The 12,191-nt window shown below is 73.0% G+C and carries 10 protein-coding genes; 6 read left to right on the plus strand and 4 right to left on the minus strand.

Annotated features, from left to right (window positions below):
• The first annotated feature begins 58 nt into the window (after nt 1-58).
• Entirely contained in the window at nt 59-415 is a 357-nt protein-coding gene (locus ACIP5O_RS16845; protein WP_125656381.1) for a cupin domain-containing protein, read from the plus strand.
• 114 nt (nt 416-529) lie between these two features.
• Here the strand turns inward: ACIP5O_RS16845 and ACIP5O_RS16850 are convergent, their stop codons facing one another.
• The gene (locus tag ACIP5O_RS16850; protein ID WP_401294175.1) at nt 530-1,795 is read right to left on the minus strand and encodes an MFS transporter; all 1,266 of its coding nucleotides are present in this window, start codon (nt 1,793-1,795) and stop codon (nt 530-532) included.
• Between the two features lie 129 nt (nt 1,796-1,924).
• Nucleotides 1,925-2,515 carry a methylated-DNA--[protein]-cysteine S-methyltransferase gene (locus ACIP5O_RS16855; RefSeq protein ID WP_401293849.1) on the minus strand — a complete coding sequence of 197 codons (591 nt, stop codon included), beginning with the start codon at nt 2,513-2,515 and terminating at the stop codon, nt 1,925-1,927.
• 240 nt (nt 2,516-2,755) lie between these two features.
• On the opposite strand from ACIP5O_RS16855, the gene ACIP5O_RS16860 reads away from it, so the two are divergent.
• The 5 genes from ACIP5O_RS16860 to ACIP5O_RS16880 all read left to right on the plus strand — a co-directional run bounded on the left by ACIP5O_RS16860 (nt 2,756) and on the right by ACIP5O_RS16880 (nt 10,047).
• The gene (locus ACIP5O_RS16860) at nt 2,756-3,673 is read left to right on the plus strand and encodes an MHYT domain-containing protein (RefSeq protein WP_401293852.1); all 918 of its coding nucleotides are present in this window, start codon (nt 2,756-2,758) and stop codon (nt 3,671-3,673) included.
• Between the two features lie 71 nt (nt 3,674-3,744).
• Nucleotides 3,745-5,883 (plus strand): excinuclease ABC subunit UvrB, encoded by a 2,139-nt coding sequence (gene uvrB, locus ACIP5O_RS16865; RefSeq protein ID WP_356546341.1) that lies wholly within the window; start codon nt 3,745-3,747, stop codon nt 5,881-5,883.
• A gap of 140 nt (nt 5,884-6,023) precedes the next feature.
• Entirely contained in the window at nt 6,024-6,602 is a 579-nt protein-coding gene (locus ACIP5O_RS16870; RefSeq protein WP_121833958.1) for a TerD family protein, read from the plus strand.
• Between the two features lie 164 nt (nt 6,603-6,766).
• Nucleotides 6,767-8,806 carry a TerD family protein gene (locus tag ACIP5O_RS16875; protein ID WP_401293856.1) on the plus strand — a complete coding sequence of 680 codons (2,040 nt, stop codon included), beginning with the start codon at nt 6,767-6,769 and terminating at the stop codon, nt 8,804-8,806.
• Between the two features lie 233 nt (nt 8,807-9,039).
• On the plus strand, nt 9,040-10,047 hold the full coding sequence (locus ACIP5O_RS16880; protein WP_401293859.1) for a TerC/Alx family metal homeostasis membrane protein: 1,008 nt from the start codon (nt 9,040-9,042) through the stop codon (nt 10,045-10,047).
• A gap of 69 nt (nt 10,048-10,116) precedes the next feature.
• On the opposite strand, the gene ACIP5O_RS16885 is transcribed toward ACIP5O_RS16880, so the two are convergent.
• Together ACIP5O_RS16885 and ACIP5O_RS16890 are read right to left on the minus strand one after the other, a co-directional pair.
• On the minus strand, nt 10,117-11,400 hold the full coding sequence (locus tag ACIP5O_RS16885; RefSeq protein WP_401294177.1) for an MFS transporter: 1,284 nt from the start codon (nt 11,398-11,400) through the stop codon (nt 10,117-10,119).
• 132 nt (nt 11,401-11,532) lie between these two features.
• The gene (locus ACIP5O_RS16890; RefSeq protein ID WP_401293861.1) at nt 11,533-12,189 is read right to left on the minus strand and encodes an MBL fold metallo-hydrolase; all 657 of its coding nucleotides are present in this window, start codon (nt 12,187-12,189) and stop codon (nt 11,533-11,535) included.
• Nucleotides 12,190-12,191 lie beyond the last annotated feature (2 nt).

Raw genomic sequence — 12,191 nt, forward strand, 5'->3', positions numbered from 1 at the left:
GTCCTCCATGTGGTCCCGGTCTCGGACGGCCTCCGGATCCCCGCTACAGTCACCGCCCATGACGACACACGACCAGCCCTCCTTCGCCGTCCACATCCCCGACGCGGAGCTCGAAGCGGAGCCGCTCGACCCCGCCCAGATCGTCTCCGGCACGCCCGAGGTGACGGGCAAGGTGCTGTGGGAGTCCGCCGACGGCAAGCAGGTGCGCGGCATCTGGCAGATCACGCCCGGCGTCGTCACCGACACCGAGGCCAACGAGCTGTTCGTGGTGGTCTCCGGCCGGGCGACCGTCGCCGTCGAGGGCGGGGACACTCTGGAGATCGGCCCCGGCGACGCCTGTGTGCTGCGCGAGGGCGACCGGACCACCTGGACCGTTCACGAGACCCTGCGCAAGGCGTACCACATCAGCCTCTGAGGTCTCCGGAACCTCCGGGACCTCCGGTATCTCCCCGGCCTCCGGAACCTCCAGGACCTCCGGAGCCTCCTCCCCGGCGGCGCCGCGCTGACGAAGCGCCCTCCGCGGGCCCGCTCAGGCCTTCCGGAGGACGCCCCGCAGGACGAGCGTCGCCATCGGAAGGAGCAGACAGGCGGCGATCGCGTTCAGGGGTCCGTAGCCCGCCTGCGAGACGATCAGGCCCGCCGCGAGACCGCCGACCCCGGCGGTCGTGTTCATGAGGAAGTCGGAGAGCCCCTGGACGGCGGCCCGGGCGGCCTGCGGCACCGAGTCCGTGAGCAGCGCCGAACCGGACACGAGCCCCGCCGACCAGCCCAGACCGAGGACGAAGAGTCCCAGGGCGACCCGGCCGTGGCTCGCCCCCGCCGTGCCCGCGACGAGCGCCGCCGTGCCCAGGAGCCCGACCGCGAGCCCGATCACCGAGAGCCGCCCCAGCCGGTCGGACAGCCAGCCCATCACGGGGGAGAAGGCGTACATGCCCGCGATGTGCCCGCTGATGACGAGGCCGATCAGCCGGATGTCCGCGCCGTGGTGGGTGAGCGCCACCGGGGTCATCGACATGATCGAGACCATGGCGGTGTGCGAGCCCGTGACGGTGACCAGGGCGAGACGGGCCTTCGGGGACTCCCGCACCGCCCGCATCCCGGCCCGCAGGGAGCGGCCCCCGACCGCCTCCTTCCCACCCGGTTCCCCGTCGGCCAGCGCGCGGGCGGTGAGGAGCGGGTCCGGGCGCAGCAGCAGGGCCACCACGGCCGCGGCGAGCACGAAGACGCCGGCGGCCCAGACGAAGGGACCCGCCGCGGCCGGTACGCCCAGGCCCGCGACGCTCTTCCCGGCGGGCGCCGCGACGTTCGGCCCGAGCACCGCCCCGATCGTGGTCGCCCACACCACCGTGGAGATGGCCCGGGCCCGGTGGTCCGGCTCGGCCAGGTCGGCGGCGGCGAAGCGGGCCGCCAGGTTCGCCGAGGAACCGGCGCCGAAGCCGACGAGCCCCACGAGCAGCAGGGGGAAGCTCCCGACGACCGCCCCGAGCACCACCACACCGGCGCCCACCGCCCCCAGCAGGTACGCGAGGACGAGCCCCGCCCGGCGCCCCCGCGAGGCCATCAGGGCGGCCAGCGGCATCGCGAGCAGCGCGGGACCGGCCACCGTCGCCGTCGACGCCAGACCGGCCAGCGCCTCGGTGCCGCCGACCTCCGTGGCCAGGACGGCGGCGAGCGCGACCCCGATGGCGATGCCGAGGCCGCCGAGGATCTGGGTGGCGATCAACACGGCCCGCACGCGCCGGCGCAACGCCGGCAGCTCGGCGGCGGTGACGGGGGCGCGGACGGAGGCGGATATGTGGCCGGGCAGAGTGGAGTCGGGGGTACCGGGGGTACCGGGGGTCTGGGTCACCGACGAGAGTGTGCCAGCCGTCCCACCTGATGGGAACGTCCTTTCTGCCGACAGCAGCCCTCCGAACGACCCCCGTCAGAACAGCGGCGCCGGCAGCACCCCCTCCAGGGCCAGCAGCCGCCGCTTGGTCTCCAGGCCGCCCCCGAAGCCGCCGAGCCCGCCGTCGCTCTCCACCACGCGGTGGCACGGCACCACCACCGGCAGCGGATTGGAGCCCATCGCCGCCCCCACCGCCTGCGCGGCGCCCGGCTGCCCCACGCGCCGCGCCAGCTCCCCGTACCCGACGACCGTCCCGTACGGGACGCCGGTCGCCAGCTCGCGCAGCACCTGCCGGTTGAATCCGCTCGTCAGGCTCCAGTCCAGGGGCAGGTCGAGCTCGTCCGGGTCGCCCGCGAAGTACCGGCCGAGCCGGCGTATCGGCTCCGCGAGCAGCCCCGAGGCGCGCTCCACCGGCTCCGCGCCGAGCCGGGCCGCCAGCCGGTCGGGCAGCTGCTCCCGCCGCGCCGTGTCCGCGTGGAACTCGACCCGCACGAGCCCCCGCCCGGTCGCGGCCAGGAAGAGCGGCCCGACGTCGCTCTCCACGACCGCCCACTCCACCGGGACGGCCCGCTCCCCGACCGCGGGCCCCGTCGCCGGACCGCTCTCCGGCACCGCTTCGATGTCCATGCCGACCACGCTACGACCCCCCACCGACAACCCGGACCCGAGCGCGGGAGCGGCCGTGGAGGACCACCGGGGGCGGTCCCAAGATCACGACCCGGTCTCGCTCCGGCCTCGCGCAGGGAAAATCCCCGGTCACATGGTCGCCGCGACTTCCGCGCGCCATAATCTCGCCCCGGGGGAGTAGGAGCCGACGGGACCGACTGTTTTCGGCCGACGTCGCACCAGGGGTGGAGGGCACAGCTCATGCAGGGCACGGTCGACGGATTCAGCTACGGGCTCGTCACGCCGGTGGCCTCCTTTCTCATGGCCTGCCTCGGCGGCGCCCTCGGCCTGAGGTGCACCACCAGATCCCTGCGCCACCGCGACACCTTCAAGGCGGGCTGGCTCGTCCTCGGCGCCACCTCGATCGGCACCGGCATCTGGACCATGCACTTCATCGCCATGATGGGCTTCTCGGTCCAGCAGGCCCCGGTCGACTACGACCGGCCCATCACCTTCGCCAGCCTGGGCGTCGCCATCCTCATGGTCGGCATCGGCATCCTCATCGTCGGATACCGCGGGGCGACCGCCCTGACACTGGTCACCGGCGGCACCATCACCGGTCTCGGCATCGCCACCATGCACTACCTCGGCATGGCCGGCATGCGCCTCCACGGGCGCGTCGAGTACGACACCGCGACCGTCGCCCTCTCCGTGGTCATCGCCGTCGTGGCCGCCACCACGGCCCTCTGGGCGGCCGTCTCCGTGCATGGATTTCTGGCCAGTCTCGGCGCGAGCCTGGTGATGGGTGTCGCCGTCAGTGGTATGCACTACACCGCCATGGCGGCCGTCAGCGTCCACCTGAACGGCGCCGGCACCCCCGCGGCCGCCACCGCCCCCGCCGCCTCGCTCCTCCTGCCGATGCTGATCGGCCCGGCGGTCTTCCTCATCCTGGCCGCCGTCGTCGTCATGTTCGACCCGCTGCTCGTGATGGGGGACCCCGAGTGGCGGCGGGCCCCGGCCCGGGCCGTGCACCGCCCCGGCGTGCCCGCCCCGCGCCACGTGCCGACCCACTACGGCGAGCCCGCCGGCCGGTCCGCCCGCCCCGCCCGCCGCACGTCCGGCCGCGCCACCCGCAGGGCCGCCGCGATCCACGGAGTGCACCGCTCCCAGGACTGGTGAGAGGCCGCCCGGAGGCCCGGCGATGAGCCGATCGCCGCCCGAGTGTCAGTGCCGGGTCGTACGGTGGTTGCATGCGGCCCGTTTCCAAGATCGAACGTACGGTGGCGCCCTTCGAGGTCGTCAGCTCCTACCAGCCCAGCGGCGACCAGCCGACGGCCATCGCCGACCTCGAGCGCCGGATCCGCGCGGGCGAGAAGGACGTCGTGCTCCTCGGCGCCACCGGCACCGGCAAGTCGGCGACCACCGCGTGGATGATCGAGAAGCTCCAGCGCCCCACCCTGGTGATGGCGCCGAACAAGACGCTGGCCGCGCAGCTGGCGAACGAGTTCCGCGAGCTCCTGCCCCACAACGCCGTCGAGTACTTCGTCTCGTACTACGACTACTACCAGCCCGAGGCGTACGTCCCGCAGTCGGACACCTACATCGAGAAGGACTCCTCCGTCAACGAGGAGGTGGAGCGGCTCCGCCACTCCGCGACGAACTCCCTGCTCACCCGCCGGGACGTGATCGTCGTCGCCTCCGTCTCCTGCATCTACGGCCTCGGCACGCCCCAGGAGTACGTGGACCGGATGGTCCCGCTCAAGGTCGGCGAGGAGATCGACCGCGACCAGCTCCTCCGCCGTTTCGTCGACATCCAGTACACCCGGAACGACCTGGCGTTCACCCGCGGCACCTTCCGCGTCCGCGGCGACACCATCGAGATCTTCCCGGTGTACGAGGAGCTCGCCGTCCGCATCGAGATGTTCGGCGACGAGATCGAGGCGCTCTCCACCCTCCACCCGCTCACCGGCGAGGTCATCAGCGAGGACCGGCAGCTCTACGTCTTCCCCGCCAGCCACTACGTGGCGGGGCCCGAGCGCATGGAGCGGGCCGTCAACGACATCGAGCGCGAGCTGGAGGGCCGCCTCGCCGAGCTGGACAAGCAGGGCAAGCACCTGGAGTCCCAGCGGCTGCGCATGCGGACCACGTACGACATCGAGATGATGCGCCAGATCGGCTCCTGCTCCGGCATCGAGAACTACTCGATGCACTTCGACGGACGCGAGCCCGGCTCCGCGCCCAACACCCTCCTCGACTACTTCCCCGAGGACTTCCTGCTCGTCATCGACGAGTCCCACGTCACCGTGCCGCAGATCGGCGCCATGTACGAGGGCGACGCCTCCCGCAAGCGGACCCTGGTCGACCACGGCTTCCGGCTGCCCTCGGCCCTCGACAACCGCCCGCTGAAGTGGGAGGAGTTCCAGGAGCGGATCGGCCAGACCGTCTACCTCTCCGCGACCCCCGGGACGTACGAGCTCTCGCGCGGCGACGGCTTCGTCGAACAGATCATCCGCCCCACCGGCCTCGTCGACCCCGAGGTCGTCGTCAAGCCCACCGAGGGCCAGATCGACGACCTGGTCCACGAGATCCGGCTGCGCACCGAGCGGGACGAGCGGGTCCTCGTCACCACCCTCACCAAGAAGATGGCCGAGGACCTCACCGACTACTTCCTGGAGCTCGGCATCCAGGTGCGCTACCTGCACAGCGACGTCGACACCCTGCGCCGCATCGAACTGCTGCGCGAGCTGCGCGCCGGCGAGTACGACGTCCTCGTCGGCATCAACCTCCTCCGGGAGGGCCTCGACCTCCCCGAGGTGTCCCTGGTCGCCATCCTCGACGCCGACAAGCAGGGCTTCCTGCGCTCCGGCACCTCCCTGATCCAGACGATCGGCCGCGCCGCGCGGAACGTCTCGGGCCAGGTCCACATGTACGCGGACCGGATCACCCCGGCGATGGAGCAGGCCATCGACGAGACCAACCGGCGCCGCGAGAAGCAGATCGCGTACAACACGGAGCACGGCATCGACCCGCAGCCGCTCCGCAAGAAGATCAACGACATCGTGGCGACCATCGCGCGCGAGGAGATCGACACCGAGGAGCTGCTCGGCACCGGCTACCGGCAGGCGAAGGAGGGCAAGGGCGCCAAGGCCCCCGTCCCCGCGCTCGCCGCGCACGCCCCCAAGGGCCGGGGCAAGGGCGGCGGGGCGGGCTCCACGGTCGAGCTCGGCGACCGGCCCGCCACCGAACTGGCCTCGATCATCGAGGAGATGACGGACCGAATGCGCGCCGCCGCCGCGGAGCTCCAGTTCGAGGTGGCGGCCCGGCTCCGCGACGAGGTGGGAGAACTGAAGAAGGAGTTGCGCCAGATGAAGGAGGCGGGCCTCGCCTGACCGGAGGCGGTCCGGTGTGTTGCAAGACCGACACGAAACCGGACCGCCCCTCCGCGCCGTCAGTGACCCTGCGTAGGGTGCTGACCAACCGCACGCACCGGACAGCGGGCGCGGGGGAACGCAACGAGAGGGGCACGCGCGTGACCGTGAACATGACCAAGGGTCAGGCCATCAGCCTGGAGAAGAAGGGCGGGGGCAGCCTCACCCAGGTGCGGATGGGGCTCGGCTGGCAGGCGGCGCCGCGCCGCGGTCTCTTCGGCTCGCGCACCCGCGAGATCGACCTGGACGCCTCGGCCGTCCTCTTCGCCGACAAGCAGCCGGTCGACGTGGTCTTCTTCCGGCACCTGGTCAGCGACGACGGCTCGGTCAAGCACACCGGCGACAACCTGGTGGGCGGCGCGGGGCAGGGCGGCGACGACGAGGCGATCCTCGTCGACCTGGAGCGGGTCCCGGTCCACATCGACCAGATCGTCTTCACGGTGAACTCCTTCACCGGCCAGACGTTCCAGGAGGTGCAGAACGCCTTCTGCCGGCTCGTCGACGAGACGAACGGGCAGGAGCTGGCGCGCTACACCCTCGACGGCGGCGGCCGCTACACCGCGCAGATCATGGCGAAGGTGCACCGGGCCGGCTCCGGCTGGCAGATGACCGCCCTGGGCAACCCGGCCAACGGCCGCACCTTCCAGGACCTGATGCCGGCGATCCTGCCGCACCTGTAGGCGGCCCGCGCACCACGCACCCACAGCTCCCGGAGGCAGCCGCCGCCGGGAGCTGTCCCGCATGATCCGCCCGGACCGGCCGCACGGCCCGGGCGCGTACGATCCGTTCGATCCGCGACCGATCCGTCGGCACCACGACGGGAAGAACCGAGGGGACAGAGCCGATGACGGCCGAGCTGGTCCGGGGACAGAACCACCCCCTGCCCGACACCCGCCTTGAGATCCGGGTGTCGGCCGGTCATCCGGTCCTCGCCGGAGCCACCCTCGCCGACGAGGCGGGCCGGGTCCCCGGCGCGGAGTGGATCGCCCACCCCGGCGCGCCCTCGCTCCCCGGCGTCGACGTCCCCAGGGCGGCGGCCGCCGACCACCGGCTCTCCGTCGACCTGGGGGCCATGCCCGGGACCGTCCACCGGATCTCGGTCCTCCTGGCGCTGACCGGACACGGCGGAGCGGCCCGCTTCGGAGCGATCGCCGCCCCCTTCGTCTCCGTCGCCGGATCCGACGGCACCGAGATCGCCAACTACACCGTCACCGGGCTCGACAGCGAGTCCGCCGTCGTCGCCCTGGAGCTGTACCGCCGCCAGGGCGCCTGGAAGGTCCGCGCCATGGGCCAGGGGTACGAGGGAGGGCTCGCCGCCCTCCTGGGCGACCAGGGCCTGGAGCGGTCCGCCGACGTGGCCGCGGCGATCCTGGCCGCCGTCGCCCCGGAGCCCGCCCCCGCGGCGACCGCCCCGCAGGCGCGCGTCCCCGAACCGGAGCGGGTGCCGCGGTCGACGCCTCCGGCGACCCCGGACCCCGCCCTCCCGGCCCCGGTGCTTCCGACCGGCTCGGATCACCCCACGCCCCTGGCCACCCCGGTCGTCCCGGCCCCCGCCGCCCCGGCGGCGTCGGACCCCACGCCTCCGCCCCCGCCCCTCCCGCCGGTCGTCTCCGACCCGACGCCGACCGTGCCGGTGACCCCGCCGCAGGGCACGGACGCGCGGGCCACGGGCGGTCCCATCGACTACTCCCACCCCCGCCGCGGGCCCGCCGCCGCGCCGGAGCCGCCGCAGGCCCCGCCCCAGGCGCCGCCCGTGCCGGTCGCCGGGGACGCCTCCGGCTGGTCCATGGACGAGCGCCTGTACAACCAGGTGTGGGGGATGTTCGAGGACCTGGCCCGCACCGCCGCCGCCTACCGCAGCGCCTGCGACTTCGCCGAGTCCCGGCTCGACCGGGAGCTCGACCGGACCCTCTCCGACTACCGCGACCGGAACGGGGGCGCGAACGACGCCGCCCGGGCGGCCGCACGGGCCCGGCACGACGAGCTGGTGGAGCGGGCCCGGGCGGTCCTGGACCGGGACCTCGCCCAGCTCGCGGCCGAGTCCGAGGTCGTCGAACCGGCCCTGCCGCCCGCCTACGCCCGCTGGGACAATCCCGTCTGGCACGCCTACCGGGTCCCGGCCGAGGAGCCGCTCGCCGTCCGGCTCGGCGACCTCCACCTGCCCGAGCGGACCGACCTGCGGATCCCCATGCTGGTCCGGCTGCCGCTGGAGCGGGGGCTGTGGGTGGACAGCGGGCGCGGGCACTCGGAGGCGGCCGGTCTCCTCGACGAGGCCGAGCTGCGGCGGCTCGCCCTGGACAGCGCGGTCGCGCACGCCGCCCGGCTGCTCGCGGCGCACCCGGCGGGCGGCTTCGCCGTCCACGTCCTCGACGCGGCCGGAGCGGGCGCCGCGTCCCTCGCCCCGCTCGTGGAGTCGGGCGTCCTCGCGGCCCCGCCGGCCCGGGGCGCGGTCGGCGTCTCGGCGGTCCTGGAACAGCTCACCGAGCGGGTCGACCTGCTCCAGATGGCGCTGCGGGGCGGTGCGGCCGACGCGCTGCCGCCCGGCCTGGACACGGCCCGGCAACTGCTGATCGTGCACGACTTCCCGCACGGCTTCGACGACCGGGCGGTCACCCGGCTCCGGTACCTCGCCGACGAGGGGCCCTCGGTCGGCGTCCACCTGCTGATGGTGGCGGACCGGGCGGACGCGGCCGCGTACGGGCCGCTGCTCGACCCCCTGTGGCGCTCGCTGCTGCGGCTCACCCCCGTCCCCGACGACCACCTCGCCGACCCGTGGGTGGGACACGCCTGGTCGTACGAGCCGCCGGTCCTCCCGCCGGGCAGCGGGGTCCTGCGGCAGGTCCTCGCCCACGTGGCATCCGCTCGCCAGGGGAAGCGGTTCTGAACTGGCGTTTTGATGATCCTTTACCCTGCCCTTTACCTTCTCTTGGTGTTTCGGGTAGTGTTCTTCACGCGGAGGGGAGTACTCCCCAAGCGCGGCGTGCCCGTCAGTACGGACGGATCCCCATGATCCGATCCCGGGGCGTCGGCCCGGCGGCTGGTCAGCCCGCCGCCCGGGTGGAAGAGACCTCCGGCAGCGACGACGCTGATCAGTAGCCGTACGACGCCGGAGGCGCAATGGACGTTTCAACGACCATGTGGGTCCTGACCATTCTCGGTCTGGGTGCCCTGATCGGTGCCGACTTCTTCATCGGGCGCAAGCCCCATGACGTGTCGGTCAAGGAAGCCGGAATCTGGACGGTCGTCTGGATCGTGCTCGCCGCGCTCTTCGGGCTCGGCCTGCTGTTCTTCGGCAACGCCCAGGCGTCCGGCGAGTTCTTCGCCGGATACATCACCGAGAAGTCGCTCAGCGTCGACAACCTCTTCGTCTTCGTCCTGATCATGGCGAAGTTCTCGGTCCCCTCGCACCTCCAGCAGCGCGTGCTCCTGATCGGTGTGCTGATCGCCCTGGTGCTCCGCGCGATCTTCATCGCCGCCGGCGCCGCGATCATCGCGAGCTTCTCCTGGGTCTTCTACATCTTCGGCGCGTTCCTGATCTACACCGCCTGGAAGCTCATCCAGGAGGCGCGGGCCGACGAGGAGGAGGACGAGTTCGAGGAGAACCGCCTCCTCAAGAGCGTCGAGAAGAAGTTCGGCGTCGCCGACCGGTACCACGGCACCAAGCTCTTCATCCGTGTCAACGGCAAGCGGGTGCTGACCCCGCTGATGGTGGTCATGCTGGCCATCGGCACCACCGACATCCTCTTCGCCCTCGACTCGATCCCGGCGATCTTCGGCCTCACCCAGGACCCGTACATCGTCTTCACCGCCAACGCCTTCGCCCTCATGGGTCTGCGGCAGCTGTACTTCCTGATCGGCGGCCTGCTCAAGAAGCTGGTCCACCTCAGCTACGGCCTGTCGGTGATCCTCGGCTTCATCGGCGTCAAGCTGGTGCTGCACGCCCTGCACGAGTCCGGGGTGCACGTCCCGGAGATCTCCATCCCGGTCTCCCTCGCGGTCATCTGCGGTGTTCTGATCATCACCACGATCACCAGCCTGATCGCCTCCAAGCGGCAGGCCGAGCGGGAGGCAGCCCAGAGCGTGGCCGACGCCGACGGCACCGAGAAGGACAGCATCGGCGCCTGACGCGGCACACACGGCGACGGCCGGCCCGGGATCCCCCTCCCCGGCCGGCCCTCGCCGTTCTTCCGCCCCTCAGCGGGCCGGTACGGGCTCCTCCACGGCTGCGCGTACCGGCAGGGTCTCCGGGAGCAGCGCGAAGCAGCCCAGGCTGACCAGGGCCACCAGGGTCAGATAGGCCGCCACGCCCCACGGCGGGCCGGAACCGCCCTCGGAGAGCGCGGTGGCCGCGAGGGGGGTCAGGGCGCCGCCGAGGACGCCCGCGAGGTTGTAGCCGACGGCCGCGCCCGTACAGCGGACCCGGGGCTCGTACAGCTCCGGCAGGTACGCGGAGACCACCGCGAACATCGTGATGAAGGCCAGCAGCGCGCCCAGGAAACCGAGGAACATCAGCGGCGGCCGCGCGGTGTGCAGCAGCGCCACCATCGGGAACATCCAGAGCGCGCAGCCCGCGCACCCGGCCAGACAGAGCGTCCGGCGGCCCCGGCGGTCGGCGAGGAGCGCCACGAACGGGGTGGCCGCGCCCATCACCGCCACCGCCGCCATGACGCAGCCCAGCATCACCGGACCGCTCAGACCGAGCCGCCCGGTGCCGTAGGCCAGGGCCCAGGTGGAGACCGCGTAGAAGACGGCGTACCCGACCGCGAGGGCCCCCGCCGTCAGCAGCACGAGCCGCCAGTGGTTCCGGACGACCTCGGCCAGCGGTGCGCCCGCCCGCCGCCCGGACGCGGACAGCTCCTCGAACTGCGGGGTCTCCGCGAGCGAGGAGCGCAGCAGCAGCCCGCCCGCCGCGAGCAGCCCCGCGGCCCAGAACGGCACCCGCCAGCCCCAGGACCGGAACTCCGCGTCGCTCAGCCCGGCCGTGAGCCCCAGCATCGTCCCGTTCGCCAGGAGGAAGCCGACCGCCGGGCCGATCTGCGGGAAGCTCGCCCACAGCGCGCGCCGGTGCTCCGGGGCGTGCTCGGCGGTGAGCAGCACCGCCCCGCCCCACTCGCCGCCCAGACCGAGCCCCTGGAGGAAGCGCAGCAGGAGCAGCAGCGCGGGGGCGGCGATGCCGAGCGTCGCGTACGTGGGGACGCAGCCGACCGCGACCGTGGCGCAGCCGGTCAGGAGCAGCGAGGCGAAGAGGACGGGACGTCGGCCGTACCGGTCGCCGACGTGGCCGAAGAGGACCGAGCCGAGCGGCCGGGCCACGAACCCGACGGCGAAGGTGCCGAACGCGGCCAGGGTCCCGGCGAGCGGGGAGAAGGTCGGGAAGAAGAGCGGCCCCAGGACGAGGGCGGCGGCGGTCCCGTAGACGTAGAAGTCGAAGAACTCGACGGCGGTGCCGACGAGCGAGGCGGCGGCGATCCGGCCCATCGACGGGCCGGGGGAGGACGACGGAGAGTGACGGCGGTACATGTTCCGCGATCTACCCGTCGGCCGCCCCGTCCACGGGGGCGTGCGGAAGCGTGCCGCTGGTGGGGCGCGCGCCCTCCGTCCGCCGTCCGGTCACCAGCCGCGCTCGCGCCACTCCGAGAGGTGGGGGCGCTCGTCACCGAGCGTGGTGTCCTTGCCGTGGCCCGGGTAGACCCAGGACTCGTCCGGGAGGGCCTCGAAGAGCTTGGTCTCCACGTCGTGGAGCAGGCTCGCGAAGGCCTCCGGGTCCTTGTGGGTGTTGCCCACGCCGCCGGGGAAGAGGCAGTCGCCGGTGAAGACGTGCGGGTGGCCGTGCGGGTCGTCGTAGACGAGGGCGATCGAGCCCGGGGTGTGACCGACGAGCCGGCGCGCGGTCAGCTCGACCCGGCCCACCCGGATCGTGTCGCCGTCCTCGACGGGCACGTCGGTCGTGACCGGGATGCCCTCCGCGTCGTACGCGCCCGCGTAGGTGCGCGCGCCGGTCGCGGCGACCACCTCGGCCAGGGCCTGCCAGTGGTCGCCGTGCCGGTGGGTGGTGACGACGGCGGTGATGCCGTCGTCACCGATCAGCGTGAGCAGGGTCTCGGCCTCGTTCGCCGCGTCGACCAGCAGCTGCTCGCCGGTCGCCCGGCAGCGCAGCAGGTACGCGTTGTTGTCCATCGGACCGACCGCGACCTTCGAGATCATCAGGTCCGCCAGCTCGTGCACGTCCGCAGGGCCGCCGACCCTCACCACTCCGCTGTACGTCATGC

The organism is Streptomyces sp. NPDC088915 (assembly GCF_044749825.1).
In the GTDB taxonomy this organism is placed as follows: domain Bacteria; phylum Actinomycetota; class Actinomycetes; order Streptomycetales; family Streptomycetaceae; genus Streptomyces.